The sequence below is a fragment of the Lacticaseibacillus parahuelsenbergensis genome, assembly GCF_030770265.1.
Classification (GTDB): Bacteria; Bacillota; Bacilli; order Lactobacillales; family Lactobacillaceae; genus Lacticaseibacillus; species Lacticaseibacillus casei.
Genome location: NZ_CP132482.1, coordinates 50,755 through 72,623 on the forward strand (window position 1 = coordinate 50,755; position 21,869 = coordinate 72,623).

The window sequence follows — 21,869 nt, forward strand, 5'->3', positions numbered from 1 at the left end:
GGTAACGAAGAAAGTCTTGTGCGTCTTGAAGCATGGAAAAAGTAAAAGCGCTTTTATTCGTGCCCTGTTTCATTAAGACTTGTTTTCATAAACTTGTCAAGTTGTGATCGCGTCGGGTAGCCGGTGTTGTCGCCGGCGGACTGGATGGCCAAGGCACCAATGGCATTGCCGCGGCTGGCTGCTTCGGCAGGGGAGCGGCCTTCTAGCAGCGCACTGATGACGCCAAGGGCAAAACCGTCACCAGCGCCGACCGTATCGACAATGTGCGCCGCCGGAAAACTCGGCAGCAGTTGGCCCGGCACATCGCGGCCTAACAGGTAAGCGCCTTGTTTACCGACTTTAACGATAACCAGTTGCGTCTGCGGGCTTTGATCGAGGTAGAAGTGGGCGATGGTTTCAGGATCATCGCTACCGACCAGGATTTTACCTTCCGCCGCACCCGGCAGCACGATCGTGGCACTTTTGGCTAACTCATTGATGGTGCTCGTCATAGTTTGCTGATCAGGCCACAATGCCGGCCGCAGATTGGGGTCGAACGTGATCATGATGTGGTTGGTGATGAGCCGCTTCATCAAGCGTTTCGTCGCCGCCAACGTTGAAGCCGAAGCCGCCGGGAAAATACCGGTAATGTGCGCCAACTTGACGCCTGCCAGATCGACGCGGTCAATGGCGTCCGGGTCAAAATGGGCGGCTGCCGATCCGGCTCGCAGATAATAAGTGTTCGGATCACCGTGCGTGACGCGCGCTTTGAACTCAATACCGGTCGGATAGCGCGAGGTCGTGGTGACATTGTCTGACCCGATCCCGGCCGCCGTGAGTTGCTGGCGAATGAAAATACCATTCGGATCTTCGCCAAGATGCGTGATATATTCAACTGAATGGCCCAGTCGGCTTAAGCCAACCGCCACATTCAATTCGGCGCCGGCCAGATATTTGGTAAAATGTTTGGCCGCTGCCAACGGAACATCGGCTTCTTCAGCGGCGAAAACAACGAGCGGTTCACCGATTGTCAGGCATTCATTCACGTGTGATCGTACTCCTTTAAACGTTCAGTCTTTGTTGTCGTAGAAACCAAAGTAGTTGCGGGCGTTACCGTAGCTGATATTCTTGACGATGCGGCCAAGGGCTTCCAGGTCGTAAGGAACGCGGCCTTGTTCAACCAGCTCACCGTAGAAGTTGCACAGTACCCGCCGGAAGTATTCATGCCGCGGATAAGACAGGAAGCTACGGGAATCCGTCAGCATCCCGACAAAGTTTGGCAACAGACTTTGTTGGGCAAAGGTTTGCAACTGCTTGTGCATCCCTTCAGCCGTGTCATTGAACCACCAAGCAGCGCCCAGTTGCAGGTGCTGTTTGTCACCTTGGCCAACGAAGCTTTGCAGCATGGTGATCAATGGTAACCAGTCATTTGGATTGAGTGAATAGAAGATGACCTTTGGTAACGGACCGCGTGCATCCATTGCCTGGAAAAGATCCCGAATTTCACCGACCAGATCCGGCTGGCTGCCCATCGCGTCAAACCCGGTATCCGGGCCGATCTTTTTGAGATTTGGCAGACTCAGACTGCGCGCAACATTCGCATGGAATTGCATGGTCCAGTTGAATTCGCGGTTCAAGTCCATCAACATTTCGACTAAGCCGGTGATGTATTGATCATTTTCTTCATCACTGACAGGGCGATTTTCGATACCCTTTTTGATGATGGCATCGAGGGCTTCCTGACTTGCCGGACGGTAGTGGAAGCTGTTGAGGCCGTGGTCGGAAAGGTGGCCGCCGTGTTGGGCGAAGAAGGTGAAGCGTTGTTTCATGGCTTTCTTCAAGGAAGCAAAGTCAGTGATCTCAACGCCGGCTGCCTTGCCGAGGGTCTGCAAGTATTCGCCATAGGAGTTTGCGCAGATAGCCATGAGCTTATCCGGACGCATGGCTGGCAGAACTTTGAAGCCATTGGTGTCTTCGTCTTTCGCGATGAGTTCGTGATAGTGGAGGTCACTTGCCGGGTCGTCGGTGGTGCAGACAACTTCGACGTGACTGCGGCGAATCAACGCGCGCGGCGTGAATTCCGGCGTTGCCAGTTTGGCGTTGGCGAGATCCCAGACTTGTTTGGCGGTGTCGCGGCTCAAAACCAGATCACTGCCAAAGAAGCGACGTAATTCAAGGTGGGTCCACTCAAACACTGGGTTGCCCCAGGCATTTTCCATGGTTTCGCACCAAGCGACGAACTTCTCGTAATCATCGCCATCGCCGGTAATCAGCTCTTCCGGAACCCCGTTGGCCCGCTCAAGCCGCCACTTGTAGTGATCGCCGTAAGTACCTTCGTTTAACCAAATGCGGGTAATGTTCTTGAAGTTACGGTTTTCGTAGATTTCTTCCGGGTTGAGGTGACAGTGAAAATCGATAATTGGCAAGTCAGCGGCATATTGATGAAACAATTGCTTCGCCGGCTCGTTGGTTAACAGAAAATCATCATCCAAAAAGGCCATTATTTTGCACTCCCTTTTTCCAATGCTTCCCAGAGGCCGTGCAGATACATGATACCTAAGGCGCGGTCATACAAGCCGTAACCTGGGCGACCATTTTCGCCCCAGATGTTGCGACCGTGGTCTGGCCGGATGTAGCCATCGTAGTCTAAGTCGTGCAAGGCCTTCATGATTTCATACATATCCAGTGAACCGTCTTTGGAAAGGTGATCGGATTCGTGGAAGTCGCCTTCCTTGTTCATGAACTTGATGTTACGGGCATGGATGAACGGTGCCCGGTCTTTCTTGACGAATTCGCGGATGATTGCCGGCACATCGTTGTCAGGATTTTCACCTAATGAGCCGGTGCAGATGGTAAAGCCATTGTAACGGGATTCGTGCATGCCTTCAATGACGCGCATATCTTCGGCGTTTTTGTAGACCCGTGGCAGACCGAATAGTTCGCGCGGCGGATCGTCGGGATGCATGGCCATCCGTACATCATACTTCTCGCAGGTTGGGATGATGGCGTCGAGGAAGTACTTCATGTTTTCGCGCAATTTAGCAGCGTCAACATCGGCGTAAGCTTTAAACAGGCGCTCGATTTCTGCCAGACGTTCCGGTTCCCAGCCAGGAAGGACATAGCCTTCGGAGTTGTTGCGAACGGAGTCAATGATATCATGCGGATCGTCTTTCAGATACTGATGCTGGAAGGCCATGACATTGCTGCCGTCTTTCAGCTGATAGTGAAGGTTGGTCCGCAACCAGTCGAAGATCGGCATGAAGTTGTAGCAAATGACTTTGATGCCGTATTCGGATAGGTTTTTAATGGTTTCTTTGTAGTTTTCGATGTACTTGTCGCGCGATGGCAGGCCGATCTTGATGTCATCGTGAATGTTAACGGATTCGATGACTTCCAGCTTTAAGCCGGCATCCTCGACCTGTTTCTTCAAAGCGGCAATTTTTTCCTTAGGCCAGACGTCGCCGACCGGAACATCGAATAAAGCGCCAACGACTTGGTCAGTGCCAGGGATTTGGCGGATTTGTTGCAAGGTGATTGGGTCATCTTTTTCGCCGAACCAGCGAAAACCCATTTTTAAATCAGACATAAAATCAAAGCTCCTTTTCGTGATCTTGACGGAATTGTTCGAGTGTCTTGGCAACGGCGCCAGGGCCGGCGATCAGTTTCTTGAAGTCGGCTTCGACTTGGTCAGCCAAACCGATTTGATACAGGTCATGGCCGAAGATCTGGTCGTTGCTCAGAATTGGCTTGAGGGCGGCGTGAACGTCGGCATCGCTACCAAGCTTGATGTCAGCAACATATGGCTGCAATTGATCCAGCAGCGGGTCGCGGCTTGGCGTGAAGGCATTGCCTTTGTCGTCCAGCGCCATCAGGTAACGGCACCAGCCGGCGAGGATCAATGGAATGGCTTTAAGTTGCTTGACGCTGTCAGAACCCTTGTCTAAATAGTGTTGAATGGTGACGCCATAACGGATTGGCAGCTTCTGTGACGTGTCGCTAGCAATACGTTGCGGTGTATCCGGGATATTCTTGTTAGGCAAGCGCTTGGTGATCAGCTGATCCAGGAATTTCTTCGGATTGATAATCTTTGGATCCTTAACCACAGGAAGATCTTCCTTGTAGCCAAGATACTTGATCAATGTGAGCAGATCAGGATTTTCGACTTCAGAAGCAATGGAGGTGTAACCCAGCAGATTGCCATAGATAGCCAGTGCCGTGTGCAGTGGGTTCAAGCAGGCGGTGACCTTCATCTGATCGGCATCGTTAACCGTGTCGCGATCCGTGAGAATGACACCAGCGTTTTCCAATGCCGGGCGACCATTCGGGAAGCTGTCTTCGATGACCAAATAATGCGTTTCTTCGGTGTTACCGAATGGCGCAATGTTGGTGTGCTTCGGGGTATGGACGATGGTGGTATCCTCAAAACCTTCTGCCTTCAGCTTGTCAGCGACATTTTGGGCAGGGTTCGGGGTGATCCGGTCAATCATGGACCAAGGGAAGCTGACGCGTTTTGGATCGGTCAGATAGTCAATGAAGCCCTGAGTGACCGTGCCATTCTTAGCCCAGCCTTTAGCGATGGTCAGAATACCGTCTTCGTAACGTTTGCCGTTTTCGGAGAAGTTGTCGGTGCTGACCATGGCAATTGGCTTGGCGCCTGCTTCATAACGAGCTAACAGCAAGCGAGCGATGGCGCCCATGTTGGTAACGGCATCATCTGGCTTGCCGGCGATATCGGCTTCGGCTGCTGGGGTCAGCTTGCCGTTGATATCGGTGAGTTGATAGCCTTTTTCGGTAATGGACATGGTAACCAGTTGCAGCGATGGTTGGGTGAAAATGTCTTTCAACCGTTCCCAGCCGTCTGGATTGCTCTTGTTGTAGTAGATGGCCTCGGCAACACTGGCAATCAGCGTCTTATCAAGGGTGCCATCTGGCTGCATGACAACCTGCAAAACCCGATCGTTGTAGGGCTTGTAGATGTCAGCCGGAACGTCGCCATCATAGGTTTCAGCAACAATGACCCCGGACTTAAGCTTGCCGGTGTTCAGTAAGTCTTGCGCAATTTTCGCATGGAAGCAGCGGAAGAGGTTCCCGCCACCGAAGTGTACCCAGACCGGATTGGCTTGGGTCGCTTGTTTCATTTGTTCTTGATCAAATTGCGGAACAGCGATGCCGGCTGCCTTGAATTCATCAGCCTTTGCTTGATAATCGTCGGTTAACTTAACCACAATAATGAACCTCCTCATATACTAATATATCAGAACTACACCCTCAATATAGCACGATTTGGGTAAAATGGAAAGCGCTATCACCCGATAATTTAAATTTAATGTTTTCAAAAATAAATTTTAAGTGTCCGGACCATTTTAAGCGGCTATTTGCTGACGGCTTCTTGGAAAATCATTGACTTTAGTTTTGGCATCGCTTACAGTGAAAGTGAATTCAAATATATTAGTATCATAGTTGATGCTGCTTTTAACAACAGAAAGGACAGATCATATGAAACATACCTCGTGGGTTTATACGCCCAAGGAAATCAACGTTAAACGAGGCGTGGCTTACGGTTTGACTGACTTAATGGGCGGTGGGTGGAACAACATCGTTTCTGGAGTCATTTTTGCTTACCTCACATTGTCAGTCGGACTTAATCCTGCCATGGCCGGTGCCATCACGGGTGTGGCCCGAATTTTTGATGCGATTTTCTCGCTGGTTTTCGGAACGGTCACAGATGGTTTCTATAAAACCAAGCTAGGGAAAAAGTATGGTCGGCGGCATTTTTGGATGTTAGTCGGCCTTGTCGGTTTTGCGGTATCATTCCTGTCATTTTGGGTACCGGCGACAGCTATTTTCGGACCTGGTCATGACTTCATTTATTATCTTGTTGTCTACACACTGACGGAGCTTTTTGTCGGGATGATTCTGATTCCTTGGGAAACCTTGCCGACTGAAATGACAACCGACTATACGAAACGAACCATCCTTTCCGGTTCACGGATGTTCATTTCCGCAACCGGGACTTCATTGGTTTTCTTCATCTTGGCAATTTTACAATCATTACCAAGTGCTGCGGCAAAGAAAAATGCTTATTTGTTTGCCGGTATTTTATGGACGATTCTTTTCGTAGTTGCCATCTTTATTTCTTATCGGATGACATGGGAACGCCCATTGACGAAGGAGTTTATTGCTGAGTTGGATGCGCGCCCGAAGCTGAGTGTTGGTCAATACATTAAAGAGACGCTGCATGACTATGCCCAGACTTTCCGTAACTCTGCTTTCCGGAAACATCTGACCATTTACCTTTTTTCATTTACGGGTAAAGACTTTTATGCCACTTTGTTACCGACGTTTATCGTGGTTTGCATGGGGATGGCGTCAAATATTCCGTGGGTCTTAAATGCGCTCGCCGTGTTTGGCATTTTATCAACACTTTTAGCAGCCAAGTTAATGATCACTCATGGACCGCGATTTTTATATAGCGTCTCCTATATCGGTATTATTTTGGCGCTAATTGCATATGGGATGACCTATTTTCTGCATCTTAAGAATCCGATGGTCGTCTTGATTGTCATCACCATTGTTTATCAATTGTCACGCGGTATTCTTGAATTTACGCCATGGAACGTTTTCCCGTTCATTCCTGACGTTGATCATATTATGACCCGCGATGATAAAGCCGGAACCTATGCAGCTGTGATGACTTTCTTCCGTAAATCCACCGGCGCTTTGGCTACTTGGCTTGCCGGAATTCTGTTAGAGGAATTGGGCTATGTATCAACGGCCGGCACGCAACAGCCTGGTGTTACGGACAAAGTGGCACTGCTGTTTATGATCGCACCGATGATTCTGATTGGCATCGCGTTAGTCGTTTCGTGGACATTCAAATTAAATCGTCAAACGCATAATGTTCTGCAACAGGAAATCAAGCGATTGGAAAATGGCGGCTCCAAGGCAGACGTTACTTCAGAGGCGCGGTTAGTTGCTGAAGAGTTAACTGGCTATCCGTATGAAAAACTTTGGCCAGAAGAAACATACGAAGATGCGCAAGCTGACAAGAAAAAGAAACAAGATACTCAGAAACAGGAAACTAAGAAGGAGTGAGCTAATTTATGGCAGAGACAGTGATCGTTTACAACCAATTAAAGCAACAACTTTTGAATTTATCGGTACAGCATCAGGATTTAACCCAGGTTGATTTATCAAAGATCGGCTTGGCATCAAGTGTCGATCTTAGTCACGTGATCCAACCGGATACTTTCGCGGTAGTGTTTGATGGCTCCGAATGGACGAGTCAAACTTACATGCAGTGGGAAGATTTACGAATCAATGAGGCTTTGCAAGCTGTCGAAGGGAAGTATTCCGAATCAACGCAAACGATTTTGAAGCATTTTGTCGCGGGTATGGATGTTAAGTATCAAGGCAAAAAGTCGTGGGTTGCTTTGTTAGAAGAGCTAGGCAAAGAGATCGAGGCGCGTTAGAGGAGCGGCAGTTACTGGTGATTCATAAATGAATCTCGACAATAGTCCCTCCGCGATCAGTATTTATTTGCTGATCGTGGAGGGATGTTTCTTTGCGTAGAAACAAGGCCCGCGCACACCTCGCTTTAACGCTTTCCCCAGCACAGGAACCTGCGCATAAGGACCTTGATAGCAACGGCCTAAGCCCGGGCTATCAGGCGACAAAGGCCACTTAAATCCCTGCTTCTAAACGCCGGCTTAGGCTGACCATAACGCGTTCGCCAGCCCAGAAACCTGCGTGTAAGGACCTTGGTCATAATGGCCAAAGCCCGGCCATCACGCCCGAGGCCACTTACACTCTGGTTTCTAACCGGGCTGGCTCACGCTCAGCAAAAAAACACCGCCATGCAATGACCTGCGTGACGGTGTTTCGTTTCAACTAACTTATTTCTTGTTTGCGTTGACGCCTTTGCCCGGAGCCCAGTCGTCCATGAGGTTGGCTGGGTATGGGTTGAGTTTGAAGGCTTCGTCTTCGCGCGGCTTGCTTTCGTTAACCGGTCCGAAGGCTTTGCGCAGGGTTACGGTACCCCATGCCGGGACGGTGACGTGTTGCCAAGCGTAGGCGCCGTCACGGTTAATGGTGACTTCGGCGTCGAGTGGTTTGCCAGACGGGTTGTAGATATGTGCGGCAATGGAGCCATCCGGTGCCAGGAACGCAACAGAGCCGAGGCCGCCGGTGTAGCCGTCTTGGGTGTAGTTGGTAGAACCGATGACGATGGAACCCGGTGCGACATCCTGGTTAAAGTTACGCAGCATGTAATATTCGAGGTTACGCTGCACTTTACCGGTTTTGTGGTCGATGGTGACAACACCGCGACGACCGGTTGCGCCAACCTGATTAGGCAGGCCGCGTTCGTCCAAAGCGATGTTCCAAAGGTCGATCATATTAAGGCCTTGGCGCACGAGCCAGTTGCCGATGAGTCCCATCATAATATGGGAAGCATCTTCCGGCGTTTCTTCGATCATGCAACGCCGTTCGGTCATCGCCAAGTGCCAGTTAGGATTCAAGCGGCTGCCCTTGAACAGATTCGTGTAAGGGCCGTCATAGGTATGGAAGGCAAAACCGTCAAATGCTGCGGCTTCATCAGGCGTGATGAGTTCGCTAAGCGGCTTGTCGATGACATCCAACACATTCAGACTGCCATCCCAGAAGTACATCTTGGTATCCGGGAATGTTTTATCCAACGCTGGCCGTAAGTACTTGTAACCGAATTGGGCCAATTGCGGAATGGTCCAGATCATGGCTGGCCAAGCCGGTGCGTTGGATGGTTCGTTTTGAATACTCAAAGCATAAATCGGAATACCATACTTGCGATATTCTTCGAGGTAACGAACGAAGTACTGCGCGTAGACACCTTCAAAAGTATCCTTAACCGCATAACCGTTGTTGGTGTATTCACCGAACCGCAAGTGACCGCCCATATTGAGCTGGCCGGTACTCTTCATCCATGCCGGTGCTGACCACGGGGAAGCCATGATTTTAACGGCCGGATTGATGGCAAGAATTTCCTGGAGCACTGGAATCAGGTATTTCAGATCCTTCGTTGCATCAGGCGCACCCGGTTCACCTTCACCAACCGAGAACTTGGCTAAGGAAGCATCGTGTTCACCGAATGGCACATCGTCATAGGTGTAAAAAGGCTGGCTGGCAGGTTCGCAGGAACCAAGTGGCACACGAATCGTGGAAAAGTGACCTTCCTCAGGATCAAACAGTTCATGTAACAACGCACTGCGCTGTTCCTTGCTTTGCTTCCAGATTAAAGAGGCAGCAGCATCGGTGATCGCAGCGCCGGCACCGATCCATTCTTGATGTTGATCAGCAGGGTCGATGACGATTTTAGCACCGTTGCCAGGTTGGGCAGTCGGTTGCGGCGTTGGTAGATGGTCACGTTTTTGGCTTAAGTCACCTGCAGTAGCAGTCCAGAATTCGGTTGGGTATAAGCCAGAATCTTTTGTGGTCATGTTAATAAACATCCTTTCTTGCGTCTATCGCTAACAATTACTTCTATTCATTACCGAACACGTTTGATGGCGGCAATCAGAATCCCACCGAGGATTTCCATGGCAACCGCGAACATGAAGACGGCCTGATAACCGAAACCTTCAACAATCGCGGAAGCAACCATGGCGCCAAGCATCTGGCCTAAGGTATTGGCCAAGTTGATCAAGCCAAGGTCCTTGCCAGCAGTATCGGAAGATGGCAAAACATCCATGTTCAACGCACCATCGACTGAGTTGTACAAGCCATTACCAAATGCAGCGATAACAGCGTAAGCAAACATTGCCCAAGCTTCTTTGACAAACAGTGGGAACAAAGCAGCAATTGCCAACGCGAACGTTGCGATCACAACTGGGCCTTTAACCCGCTTCATTTTATCAGCAAGTGGTCCGCCGACTAAAGCAAAGAAGACACCGATGAACAGCATAATGGACGAGAAGATTGAAATGGAACCGCCGGCCTCTTTGGTGCTCTGACCAATGTAGTCGGTAAAGATGAATAGCAGGAAAGTGGTAACGATCGTTGAACCAACAACCATCAGGAATTTACCAGATAATGCCAGGTAAAAATCACGCGCATCATGCGTTGGGAAGAAGAAGTACTTCTTGAGCGAATCTTTGTCAAGTTTGATCTTTGGTTCGTCAAGGTTGCTCTTTTCGTTAATGAGCAGAACGTGAATAACCGCCAAGATAACGGTGGTTGCTGCCATGACGTAAATACCAAATTTAACATTGCCAAGGAACTGGGCAGCTAATAGTGCGAAGCCTTGTTGCGCAATGGTAAAGCCGACACCGTAGAAGGTCGACACGGTACCACGCCATTTAGGTGCCACACGATCCGATATTTGCGGATAAATCGCCGCCGCAATGGCATTTTCAGCCGCCGCCGCAATAATCCAAATGAAGATGATCGCGGTAATCGACGTTAGATTAGCAATAACGACTAACGAAATCGCGATGACCAAGGTACCAAGAACAATGTAGGGCTTCCGTTTCCCGAAACGCGTCCGGGTGACATCGGAGAAGGCCCCGAAAAGCAAGTTGGCAATCGCACCGGTAATGGATGCGACCGTTGCCAAAATGCCGACCGCCCAAACCTTATGTGCGGCATCAATCTGACTGAACAGCTGTGGAATTAAAACGCTTCGGGTCGAGCCAATTGGCCCATACCAGCAAAGCGGTGCTAGGAACATCGCAGTCGCAACACCGAATGGTAATTTTGGCTGCTGCGAATCTTGAACCTTCGCATTGGTGACAACCCCAACCGTCGTCTTAACGGCTTTAGGGTCTTTATCAAGTTTGTCTGCCATTTTTTTCACTCCCATGAAATTAAATAATTGGCTTAAATCGTTGAATCCTATGAATCAAAAAACATAATGGCGTCAAGCTTATGCCTTCTGCCGCGCATCCCTTCTTTCTTTGTATGTTATGTGGTCGTTGGCTGCCTCGGTGTTTTGCAGAATAAGGGGTTTGTGAGGAAACTTACGATCGTGTGGGGAGATACTTGCCAGAATATCAATTCGTCACGGAGGTTAGCCCTAATCGTTCATCGCCTAGTGGCCTAAAAGCCGGAATGATGGGCACTCCAGAACGATTGATATATTAGTATATCCTTACAAATGTCATGTTAGCGCTTACTAAAAGCGCTGTCAACCTTTTACTAAAATATTAATATGCAAGAGCTCTAAAAGCCCGGTGTGACAAGGAAAAAAGACTCTAAAATCGCAAGTCGATGCTTGGCGTTTTTAGAGTCTTTCCGTTTTTTGCGTTGCCTGAGGAACGAATTTGTGCAAAAAGCGACAAGAATTTTTGAGCCTTTTGCAAAAGAACCGACGTCAGACAACTGGAGAATCTTGGATTAAACTTCGCGGTCGTGAGAAAGTCTGAAATTATAGAAGCTTTCTTTGACCGGGGCGATCTTAATGTCCTGACCGGCAGTCCAGTTTGAGAAGTATTTGGGATACTTGCGATGGATGGCTGACATATCTTCGGCAAACTTGGAGATATGGAGGTAAACATTGTGCGCCGCAGCGTCAGCATCGCCGGACTCAATCGAATTCAGAATTTTAAAATGTTCCTCCAATGTTGAGTCAATCCGCAATTCCGATAACACCTTTAAGTGGCGAATGCGGTCTTGGTCGGCGGCAATGTATGCCAGCGCCTGCTCGATATAAGTCATCGAAGCTGCATCGTAAATCAGATGATGAAACTGATTATCCAGATCAAAAGCACGGATGTAGTTCTTATGATCCAGCTGTTGCCGCTGATTATAAATCGTTTGGTTTAGCGAAAAGACAAGTTCGGAGCGATCCGGCAAACTGCAAACTTTTCGTACCGCTGCTTGTTCTAAAAGATTACGCAAATAAAACGACTCGTAGACCTTATCGAAGTTGATCAGTGAGACGTATGACCCGCGTTGGGGAAAGACATTCACCAACCCGTTTTCGGCAAGGCGAGAACAGGCTCTTTGGATCGGCGTACGACTGATACCCAGTTCTTTTGATAACTCGATTGGGCTGATACTCGCGCCTGGCGCCAATTCGATAGCAACGATTTTACTAAAAAGGGTCTGATACGCGTAGTCGTTTGCAAAAATGCGATGTTCATTTGAGTTGTTTGGTAAATCCATTTTAATCACGTCCTGAAGGTTGAAGGTTGAGGGAGGTTAAAATTCTGCAAAACGCTTTTGGCACCGGAGCTAGCCTGAGCGCACCTATTTAAAATTGTACAACTTAGTCTGATTTTGTAAGGCTGTTTTGATTCGATCTCGTCGAGAAAATTTTACGAATGTTCGGAAAATTTTGTTGAATATAAACGGACTCGTCCAGCTAAAACACAAGGAATATTTTAACAGGGCGAAAGTCGCCACAATGCTCTTTATGCCATGTTACAACAAAATAATCAGCAAATGGGAAAACGGAGAACACAAGTAAAGGTATCGTTAAAATAATTCCTTCACAATGTTAACTGTATTCCTTATGCCTAGTGCATTGGTTCATTAATCGACTTAAGAATACCACATAAAAGTTGTTGTGTAGGCGTTTAGTTTAGTAAAAATGAATAGTGAACGGTTATCGAAATTGAAAGTTAATTATATTTGACAGCGCTTACTCTTGGTGCTATGTTTTCCTTGTCACAATACTGGCATGCTAGTTCATTAGTATTCCAGAAGTCGGAGATGTGTTGAATCTGAAAAGGGGGTGCCATGAATAGCGGGAAATCGAAGAGTTTTATCAACAAAAAACGATGAAGACATCAAAACTATTGGTGCAAAAAAATTTTGAAAGAATGGAGTCTTTAACATGTTAGCAGCACGAGTTTACGGTAAAGAAGATATTCGCGTCGAAGAGGTCCCTAAGCCGTCAATCAAGTCTTCGAAGGATGTTTTGATTAAGGTAAAGGCAGTTGGTATTTGTGGCAGTGACAATCACATTTACCATGGGGAAAATCCATTTGCGACGTTGCCGCGCGTAATGGGACACGAATTTGTCGGCGAGGTTGTTGAAACTGGGGAGGCTGTGTCCAGCGTTGCGGTAGGCGATCACGCGGTCATCGAACCGATCAATTATCCTGAAGGCGGCAAAGATTACGCTGTTCGTCAGGGAATGCCCAATGTTTCAGCACAGTTGAAGGTTTTGGGTGTGCACGTTGATGGCGGCATGCAGGAATACATTAGCGTGCCAGAGCGACAGGTATACAAAATTGACAAGAACATTCCCTGGACAACTGCTGTGCTCGCCGAACCTTACACCATCGCCGGCAACTCAACAACGCGAGGACACGTTGGCTTAGGAAAGACGCTGGTTGTTCAAGGAGCAGGTACGATCGGCCAACTGATCTTGCGGGTGGCTAAGGCAAAAGGCGCAACAGTGTTAATTAGCGATGTCATTGATTCGAAACTTGAATTTGCCAAGCAAAATGGTGCTGACCGCATTGTAAATGCCAGCAAAGAAGATTTAGTGGACGCCGTTCGTGACTGGACGAACGGTGAAATGGCCAATGTCGTCATCGATGCAGTTGGCGCACCTAAGACCTTTGAAACCTGCTTTGATTTAGTTTCGGTTGCCGGAGCAATTGTGCCATTGGGTATGTCCCCGGAACCTGCGCATATTGCTCAAAAGCCGATCATGCAAAAACAACTGACCATTTACGGTTCAAGATTACAGGCCTATCAGTTTGCGCCAATTATCAAAGCCATTGAGAATGGGCAAATTGGCAATGATGGCGTTGTGACCCAAGAATTCAACATCAAAGACGTCCAAAAAGCTTTTGACCTCATGAATCAACATCCAGAGAAAGCGCGAAAAATCATTTTGACCTTTGATTGAGTAGATAACTTTTTGACCTTATGAAAGTAGGTTTTAACAATGGAAAAAAAGCGTGATTTCGAAGTCGATACAAAGGAATTAGTCAAAGTGACGGCAAGCGGCTGGATGGGAACGGCCATGGAGTTCATGGATTTTCAGCTTTATTCACTAGCTGCGGCAATTGTCTTTAGCGATATCTTTTTCCCCGAGATGACGCCTGCCATGGGTTTGGTCATGGCGATGGGGACTTATGGCGCTGGGTATGTTGCGCGGTTGTTAGGCGCGTATGTTTTTGGCCGAATGGGTGACAAAATCGGCAGACGAACAGTTCTCTTTGTGACGATTATGCTTATGGGGTTGGCTTCCACGGCGATTGGGTTTTTGCCAACGTATCAACAAGTGGGGATATTAGCACCCATCGGTTTAGTCATTTTACGAATCGTACAGGGATTTGGCGCGGGTGCTGAAATTTCCGGGGCCGGCGTGATGGTCGCCGAATTTGCCAAGAAAAGCAATCGCGGTTTAGTCGGTAGTTTTGTTTGCCTGGGTACATCGACTGGTACCTTGTTGGCCAACCTGATCTGGACCATTATCTTAACGAAATTAGATCAGAAGAGCTTAATGGCATGGGGCTGGCGAATTCCGTTTTATGCTTCGTTCGTTATCATGATCGTGGCGGTTCTGATCCGAATCTTCATTAAGGAAAGTCCGGTTATGGCGGAGAAAAAGAAGTTATTAACCGAACAACGGCAAAAAGAATTAGAGAATCAGAAGGCAAATGGTGATGTCCCGACAGTCCAGAAGAAACATTTCAAACTTAGTAAGAGTTTGTTGGTTGCGCTAGGATTGCGGTTTGGTCAGGCTGGGAACAGTGGTATTATGCAGACATACTTGGCTGGCTTTATGGTCACTTTTCTCAGTATTCAAAAAACGGTTACGACAAATGCCAATATTATTGCTTCCTTAGTTTCCTTTGTGACCATTCCCATTGTGGGCTGGCTGGGTGACAAAATTGGTCGCCGGCGGATGTATTTGATCTTGTCCGGCGCGATGGCACTCTATGCAATTCCGATGCTTTTAATGATTGAAACGAAGAATACGGTGCTTCTGACACTTGCCATGGTGATTGGCTTGAATGTCGGGGTTCAGGGGATTTTTGCTTTGGAAAATGTCATGTTACCAGAATTGTTTGGGTCCAAAAATCGGATGACTTTGATGGCTTTAGCAAAAGAAATTGCCGGAGTCATTGCAACTGGCTTTGGTCCCCTCATTGCTGCAAGTTTAGTTTCTGCAGCTATTGGCAGTTGGTGGCCGGTTGCCATTATGATCGTTGTCTTTTCCTTGTTCACTTTTGTAAGCGCTTATCTTTCTGTTGATACTAACGGGCGCGACTTGAACGACTTAGACGATGCGATGGACGATATTTCGCTTAAGTCTGAGAATTTGCACAACCGGGCAACCTCGGAACTTGTCGATGCCCACACAGGGGTTAAGAAACATTGATTCATAAATAAACATGACAAACCCTAAAAAATTAGGTTAAATGAAGTTAAGCCATTGACATTAACGTAACTGATATATTAGTATGGCCTCATAGGGCATGACAGCGCTTACGCATTTTTTAAAAGTTAAAGTACTTAGTTTCCGAAGCAACATCTTTTTAGAATGGCTGGGGATGTTATACAATCAAGTAACAAAGTGAAAAAGAAGGAAGGGTGACGCCCATGCAAATTTCGAATTATCAAGATGAGGCGTACAATGCCATCAAACAGATGATTCTCAGCATGCAGCTGACCCCCGGGGAAAAAGTCGACAAGAATGACTTGAGCGCACAACTCAAAATCGGTGCGACCCCGATCCGGGAGGCCATTATCCGCTTGCGACGTGAAGGGCTATTTGATGTCATTCCGCAGAGCGGTACTTATGTATCAAAGATTAATCTGGAAGAAATGTACCAAGGCCGATTCGCCCGGGTCAATTTGGAAAGAACGATTGTGGCAGATGCCGTCAATATTATGACGCCAGAGCAGGTTGCTAAGTTAGAGCAACAGGTTGCGCTTCAAGGTGTTTATGAAAACTCACGCGACTATGAGCATTTCTTTGATCTCGACCATGATTTTCACGAGATCTTCTATATGGCGGATCATAAACAATATGTCTGGACGTGGGTGCAGCAAATGAACCTGCAATTTAACCGCTATCGGTATTTGCGGTTGGAGGCGAGCGGCTTGCAGTGGCACAACATCGTGACGGAACATCAGGCGATTGTCGATGCCGTCAAAGCCAAGGATGCCGAACTCGCGAGTCATTTAGTTGCTGATCATTTGTTGGCGATTGATGACGATGTCAAAACCGTTCTGAACGCTTATCCGGATTATTTTGAAGGACAAGCGACCCCGAATCACCAGCCTAACTAATGCAATCTCATAACGAACATTGCCTTCTGTAAGCGCAATCGTGCCCTCACGAAAGGAAGGCTTACAGATGACAAAAGTATTAACATTCGGCGAGATGATGCTGCGACTAAAACCGTACGATCATCAACGCATTCTTCAAGCGTCCGGTTTCGAGGCTAATTATGGCGGCTCCGAGGCTAATGTGGCGGTTTCTTTGGCATTGCTTGGCGATCAGGCACAGTATGTCACCAAGCTGCCAGATAACGCATTAGGCGACACGGCGCGCAACACCATTCGCGGGCTCGGTGTCGATACGCACAAAATTCTACGGGGCGGACCACGCTTAGGGATCTATTTCTTTGAAAAAGGGGCCAGTGTGCGCAATACGAATGTCGTGTACGATCGTGCCGGCAGTTCCTTTGCGACCGCTGAAGCCGACGAATTTGATTGGGCCAGTCTGCTTAAAGACGTGGCCTATTTTTATTTCTCCGGGATCACGCCGGCTATCAGTCCAGCCATGAAAACGGCGATTGAATCAGCTGTGAAGTATTGCGCTGCCCACGATATTACCGTTGTTTGTGACATGAATTATCGGGGCAAAATGTGGACGCCAGCTGAAGCTCAAGATTTCTTTGGCAAGGTGATGCCATATATCACGATTGTTTTGGCGAATGACGAAGACTTTGAAGCGACGCTGGGAATCAAGGCATTTGATGGCAATATGGAAACCGGGATTGATCAGATTGATAGTTTCAAAGCCGGCATGTTGCAGGTCATGAAGCAATGGCCGAATGTCAAAACCGTTGCCAGTGTTGTCCGCAATATTCATTCGGTTGAAGACAGCTGGTGGACCGGCTTGCTGGCCGAAAATGGCAAGACTTACCAAGGCCCGACTTTCCATATGCATGTCATGGAAGGGGTTGCGTCCGGCGATGCTTTTGGTGCGGGCCTGATGCATGCCACACTGCATGATTTCGATCCGCAAGCCAAAATCAACTATGCGATTTCCGCCAGTGTTCTCAAACTGACCATCAGTGGTGATCTGAACTTGATTACCGATGCCGATGTCCGCGCCGTCATGGCGACCGGCAGCGGGGTTGATCGTTAGGCCAGGGAACAGGAAGCGAGGAAGCGCGAATGCATAGTTTAACAATTGATGGTGACCAGCTGCAGTTGGATCAAAATGAAGCGAATACGATCAAAGGATTCGGTCTCTTAAGCTGCAACAATACGTCACGCTTGTTGATGGATTATAAATGGGAACAGCCAAAAGTTTATCAACAGGTTTTACAACATTTATTTGGCGGCGAGCACCCACTGATGCGCATGTTGAAGGTGGAGCTTGGCAGTGATTCGAATACCTCATGCGGGACGGAACCGGCGCCGCAACGCGCAGCCGACGAACCGGCCAACGTCGCCCGCGGTATGGGGTTCCAGTTGATTGCTGACGCCAAAAAGATTCAGCCGGATTTGAAGACCTGCATGTTGCGGTGGGCAGAGCCCGGATTTTTGCGGCCAACCTGGCAGCAAGTGAAGTCCGATGATCCTGATCAGAAGGTGCCAAGCGCGTCTTTTGAAGGGATGTATCAATATTACAAGCAAACCGTGATCGCGGCGTGGCAGGCTTATGGTTATGTGTTTGATTACATCGATCCGGATCGTAACGAGACCAAACACCCGATGTATCGGTATCTCAAGTGGTTTGCGCACCGCCTGCAAAATGACCAGGATGATTTTCCTGACGGCTTTCCATTGGCGGACTATCATGCAATTAAGTTGATTACTTCTGACCAGAATTACGGCACCGACATGGGGACAGAACTGCTTAAAGATCCCGCGTTACAGGCCGTGATTCCGGCAGTTGGCTACCATTACAATACCGATGACGGGCCAGATCATCCCTTCACCCAAATCGCCGATAAGCTCCACAAGGAAGTTTGGTACAGCGAAGGCGTGGCTCCGGTCACATTCGGAACATTGCGGGTGCAAGACACGACCGGCATCGGCATTGGCGGTTTTATCAGTGCTTTGGACGTTGCGAATCGACTAGTCAAAAGCTACGCCCGGTCCCGGCGCAGTTTGTACATTTTCCAACCAGCGATTGGCGGCCTTTATCCAGGTGCGAAGTATCCAGGCAAGCAGTTGCTGGAAATGGATACGCCGTGGTCCGGTTACTTCCAGCAGGATACCGTTGGGCTGGCAGTGATGCATCATTTTACCGATTTTGCCTTGACTGGCTGGCGTGATCAGACTGCTGATAAGAATTGGCGGTATGTGCCGAATGCGACCGTGAGCGAGGTGGCTGGGACGGAGAATCTGAGTCAGGCCTTTGGTGCGGCCAGCGCCATGACGCTCGTGGCGCCTGATCGCGCGGACTACACGGTCATTTTGGTCAATGATACGAATGCTCCTCAACACTATCAGGTGAAAGTGAAGGATCTACCGGCCGCCAGCAAGCCGTTGCATGTTTGGCAGACGTGGGCCGATGAAAATGGCAAGATCCACGATCGCGAGCAGGTGGCAACCCTGACGCCAAAAGACGGGGTTGTAACGGTCACGATCGCGCCTCGGGCCATTGTTAGTGCGACCACGGCGGATTTTCAGCCGCAAGCGCAGTTGCCGAGTCCGGCTGTGAGTCAGGATCAGCCACTGCAACAGGATCCTGAAAAACATGTGTTGTTCCATGATGACTATACGTATGCGGACATGCCGGAAGATTATCTCAAACGGCGTGGTGGCACGCCGCGGTATACGACTGACATGGACGGTGCTTTTGAAGTGGTGGAACATGCCGGGAAGCCAGTGCTCCAGCAACAGATCACCGAGCAGTCACGGGCTTTGGCCTGGGAGACGCAAACCGACCCGAATTTCACGGTTGGCGATATTCGCTGGTTGAATTATGCGGCGGCGTTGACGTTCACATTTGATACCACGACCCAGCAAAATACGGTAAGTGCCAATTATGTCGGCTTAGGCGTCCGCAGTGTGGATGACTTTGAAGGTAGCTTATTCTCCGCACCGTATGCCGCCACGATCACCGTGGGCGGTAAGCTGCGGTTCTACGTGCGCGGTGCCTTGCAGAACACATTGGACGTACCGGTTTTTGATGCTGCTGTCAGTCACGAATTGGTGGTGCAGGCAACGGATCGGCACATTACCGTGCAAGTCGATGGCGAAACGTATGTTACTTATGATGATCCAAGCAACCAGCCGGGATTAGCCGGGCAGGTGAAAATCGGCACCGGTTATTTCAAGACCGTGATTCACAGTCTGACAGTGACGAGCACGTCGGCGACCGCGGTTTTGGGACATCGGCGTGATGATCTGGATGCCAGCTTGGCGTTTAGTGACGAGCATTGGGCACGCATTGCAGCCCGGTTCCCGCACGCCTGGGAACGGTCGCAATCGACCGGTGAGCAAGGCGCCACACTTGATTTTGATACTGATGGGACGGGTTTTGTCCTCTTTGGTACCCAAGATCAACCAAGTCGTCTGCGGATCAGGGTAGATGGCCGCGCTCAGGAGGTCGTACCGCTGACAGCGTTGGCCAAACAGCCTAATGCGATGGTGACGGATTTGGCAGCGGGACAACATCACGTTACCGTGACAGTTGTTGATGGCAGCTATACCTTTGACGGCGTGGCCCCGATCTTGTAAGCGGCAGGAGTTGTGACTTCTGGCAGTATGTTTCAAAGGAAGGTGAGTCAGGTGGCCCAGCCAGCTTATGGGTATTTAATGAGCTATTTTACAGGTGAACAGTACCAAAATGGCGAGCAAATTTACTTTGCGCTCAGTCGGGATGGCCTGCATTTTACGGCGTTGCATGACAATACGCCGGTCATCACCAACCAACTCGGGACACATGGCGCCCGCGATCCGTTTCTGTTTCGGACGCAAGCCGGCGATTACGTGTTGCTGGCAACGGATTTGCGGATGTATGGGCACACAGAACCCGGTGCCTGGACCCGCGCCGAGGTTGCCGGCAGTGATCAACTGCTCGTCTGGCATTCCAAGGATTTAGTCACTTGGGATCAAGGGGAGAGTGTTACGTTAGGGCCCCATTTTGGCTGTGTCTGGGCGCCGGAGGCCATCTTTGATCCTGATCACGGGGATGACCGGCTGTTCTGGTCGGCGACGGATACCACAGAGAATCCGAAAAAGTTGCGCATCTATTCAGCCCATACCAAAGACTTCCGACATTTTACAACGCCGAAAGTTTATCTTAGCGATGTGACTTTTGATGTGATTGATCTCGATGTGGTTGCGGCGGACGACGGGTTTTATCGATTCTGGAAACTGAATCAACGTGGGCAAGTCGTGATGGACCGCGTGCAGCATTTGGATGATGTTGCTGGTCATCCGATTGCGTCGACTTATCTGGCCAATATGCAGCGTGTGGAAGGACCGCAAGCCTACCAGTTGCCGGATGGTCGGTGGAGTTTGTTGTTGGATCAAGTTAACAACGACGTCCGGGCGTATGTCCCAGCCCTGACCGAAGATCTTGCCAGCGGTCAATTCACGCAGCCATCTGCGGCGACCTATCAGTTGCCAGACCGGCCGCGCCACGGCTCGGTACTGCCGATTGATCAGGCGGGCTATGCGCGGTTGATTAAACGTTGGCAGTGAAAATGATTTAGTGAGTAAGAAAAACGATCTAGGGTCATGTGCGAGTCACCATGACAATGAAATAGCCGTATCCCGGTTTTGGGGTACGGCTATTTTTTAGATGGACTGTTCATTTCAGAGATAAATTGGATTTGTTGATCGACACTGTACTTTGACTGTTCGTGCTTCTGTTGCCTGATTTCATCTTACTGGTTTAAGATGCTCTAATGGTATTTTCTACGACTAATCATTCTCGTGCATCCAGTCATGGAAGGCGGGGGATTTTTCTGGGTCATAATGGCCACGTTTATCGAGGTTGACGACTTCAGTGGGTGTATTCTTGAACAAATCTGTCCACTCATCAGCAGTCGGCAATGCGCGGATAACAATTTTATCATCAACGATTGTAGCGACAAGCTCACTATTTTCGTCAAGATGTAACTGGTTACGCATTTCAATCGGAATGACAATCTGACCCTCAGACGACATTTTGACTTTGGCTGTCATTGACACGGCCTCCTTGATAAAAGGTAAATGTTTTTTCTTCATACAGCTTATGTCATTATTCTGACATGCTTACTTCTTAATTGCTAGTATGTGACTGACTCGGAAAAGATTTTTGGGCCAGTATCATTGTTTGCGTGCACAACAGGGATTAAAATGAGGCCGTAAAAATAACGATATAGGACATGCTGTCAGCTTTCATTCAAAGACACAAAGGCAGCGAGGTGAAGATCATGAAAGTTTTATATAAAGGCCAACCAGCCGAAGTTTGGGAAATCAGCAAAACCAATGAACAACCGGAGTGGGTGAAGTTAGCATTTGAAGAGAATTATCTTTATTGGATGGACAATCACCTACGCGTTTTGATGAGCGGCCTGAACCCGTCTATGGGAACCAACTTAAAGTTCGGGGCAGTTGGCACGGTCGGCGGCGGCTTTGCAGGTTATGACATGTATGTGCTGGGCTATCCGGGTGACTATTTGGACGTGACCAATCATCGGGTTGTTTCTAAGAAAAAGTTTCTGAAGCAATATCGGGTGCTGGAAGATGCTTGAGTGAAAATGTGGGAT

At 48.8% G+C, this 21,869-nt stretch carries 17 protein-coding genes; 9 read left to right on the forward strand and 8 right to left on the reverse strand.

The window, feature by feature from the left end:
• Window positions 1-53 precede the first annotated feature (53 nt).
• Genes LACPH_RS00235 through LACPH_RS00250 form a run of 4 tightly spaced genes read right to left on the reverse strand, consistent with a single transcriptional unit; the run spans window position 54 to window position 5,204 of the window.
• Window positions 54-1,025, reverse strand: a complete 972-nt coding sequence (locus LACPH_RS00235; protein WP_274784094.1) for a sugar kinase — start codon at window positions 1,023-1,025, stop codon at window positions 54-56.
• A gap of 24 nt (window positions 1,026-1,049) precedes the next feature.
• The gene (gene uxaC / locus LACPH_RS00240; RefSeq protein WP_087911248.1) at window positions 1,050-2,480 is read right to left on the reverse strand and encodes a glucuronate isomerase; all 1,431 of its coding nucleotides are present in this window, start codon (window positions 2,478-2,480) and stop codon (window positions 1,050-1,052) included.
• Window positions 2,480-3,565: a mannonate dehydratase gene (gene uxuA, locus LACPH_RS00245; protein ID WP_049171839.1), complete on the reverse strand. Its 1,086-nt coding sequence runs from the start codon at window positions 3,563-3,565 to the stop codon at window positions 2,480-2,482. Before uxuA ends, uxaC begins: the two co-directional genes overlap by 1 nt.
• A gap of 4 nt (window positions 3,566-3,569) precedes the next feature.
• Window positions 3,570-5,204, reverse strand: a complete 1,635-nt coding sequence (locus LACPH_RS00250; protein ID WP_274784095.1) for a mannitol dehydrogenase family protein — start codon at window positions 5,202-5,204, stop codon at window positions 3,570-3,572.
• 271 nt (window positions 5,205-5,475) lie between these two features.
• Here LACPH_RS00250 and LACPH_RS00255 point away from each other — a divergent pair, with 271 nt between their 5' ends.
• Window positions 5,476-7,074: an MFS transporter gene (locus LACPH_RS00255; protein WP_274784096.1), complete on the forward strand. Its 1,599-nt coding sequence runs from the start codon at window positions 5,476-5,478 to the stop codon at window positions 7,072-7,074.
• 8 nt (window positions 7,075-7,082) lie between these two features.
• Window positions 7,083-7,451 carry a hypothetical protein gene (locus tag LACPH_RS00260; RefSeq protein WP_274784097.1) on the forward strand — a complete coding sequence of 123 codons (369 nt, stop codon included), beginning with the start codon at window positions 7,083-7,085 and terminating at the stop codon, window positions 7,449-7,451.
• Window positions 7,452-7,874: 423 nt separating this feature from the next.
• On the opposite strand, the gene LACPH_RS00265 is transcribed toward LACPH_RS00260, so the two are convergent.
• The 3 genes from LACPH_RS00265 to LACPH_RS00275 all read right to left on the reverse strand — a co-directional run bounded on the left by LACPH_RS00265 (window position 7,875) and on the right by LACPH_RS00275 (window position 12,117).
• On the reverse strand, window positions 7,875-9,452 hold the full coding sequence (locus tag LACPH_RS00265) for a glycoside hydrolase family 30 protein (RefSeq protein ID WP_274784098.1): 1,578 nt from the start codon (window positions 9,450-9,452) through the stop codon (window positions 7,875-7,877).
• A gap of 50 nt (window positions 9,453-9,502) precedes the next feature.
• Window positions 9,503-10,798, reverse strand: a complete 1,296-nt coding sequence (locus LACPH_RS00270) for an MFS transporter (RefSeq protein ID WP_049171834.1) — start codon at window positions 10,796-10,798, stop codon at window positions 9,503-9,505.
• Between the two features lie 548 nt (window positions 10,799-11,346).
• Window positions 11,347-12,117: a GntR family transcriptional regulator gene (locus LACPH_RS00275; protein WP_274784099.1), complete on the reverse strand. Its 771-nt coding sequence runs from the start codon at window positions 12,115-12,117 to the stop codon at window positions 11,347-11,349.
• Between the two features lie 673 nt (window positions 12,118-12,790).
• On the opposite strand from LACPH_RS00275, the gene LACPH_RS00280 reads away from it, so the two are divergent.
• The 6 genes from LACPH_RS00280 to LACPH_RS00305 all read left to right on the forward strand — a co-directional run bounded on the left by LACPH_RS00280 (window position 12,791) and on the right by LACPH_RS00305 (window position 20,817).
• Complete coding sequence (locus LACPH_RS00280; RefSeq protein WP_274784100.1) at window positions 12,791-13,816, forward strand: zinc-binding alcohol dehydrogenase family protein; 1,026 nt, start codon at window positions 12,791-12,793, stop codon at window positions 13,814-13,816.
• Between the two features lie 39 nt (window positions 13,817-13,855).
• A complete protein-coding gene (locus LACPH_RS00285) occupies window positions 13,856-15,298 on the forward strand; it encodes an MFS transporter (protein WP_080978143.1) in 1,443 nt (480 codons plus the stop codon).
• A gap of 221 nt (window positions 15,299-15,519) precedes the next feature.
• A complete protein-coding gene (locus LACPH_RS00290; protein WP_274784102.1) occupies window positions 15,520-16,212 on the forward strand; it encodes a GntR family transcriptional regulator in 693 nt (230 codons plus the stop codon).
• A gap of 67 nt (window positions 16,213-16,279) precedes the next feature.
• Complete coding sequence (locus LACPH_RS00295) at window positions 16,280-17,299, forward strand: sugar kinase (protein WP_010490166.1); 1,020 nt, start codon at window positions 16,280-16,282, stop codon at window positions 17,297-17,299.
• A 29-nt stretch (window positions 17,300-17,328) separates the two neighbouring features.
• Window positions 17,329-19,848 carry a glycoside hydrolase family 30 protein gene (locus LACPH_RS00300; RefSeq protein WP_306387084.1) on the forward strand — a complete coding sequence of 840 codons (2,520 nt, stop codon included), beginning with the start codon at window positions 17,329-17,331 and terminating at the stop codon, window positions 19,846-19,848.
• Between the two features lie 27 nt (window positions 19,849-19,875).
• Window positions 19,876-20,817, forward strand: coding sequence for a glycoside hydrolase family 43 protein (locus LACPH_RS00305; RefSeq protein ID WP_306387085.1), 942 nt, complete (start codon window positions 19,876-19,878; stop codon window positions 20,815-20,817).
• Between the two features lie 222 nt (window positions 20,818-21,039).
• Here LACPH_RS00305 and LACPH_RS00310 read toward each other — a convergent pair whose 3' ends face one another.
• Entirely contained in the window at window positions 21,040-21,303 is a 264-nt protein-coding gene (locus LACPH_RS00310; RefSeq protein ID WP_080978142.1) for an AbrB/MazE/SpoVT family DNA-binding domain-containing protein, read from the reverse strand.
• Window positions 21,304-21,533: 230 nt separating this feature from the next.
• Between LACPH_RS00310 and LACPH_RS00315 the strand changes: the two genes are divergently transcribed.
• On the forward strand, window positions 21,534-21,854 hold the full coding sequence (locus tag LACPH_RS00315; RefSeq protein WP_274784105.1) for a role in replication: 321 nt from the start codon (window positions 21,534-21,536) through the stop codon (window positions 21,852-21,854).
• Window positions 21,855-21,869 lie beyond the last annotated feature (15 nt).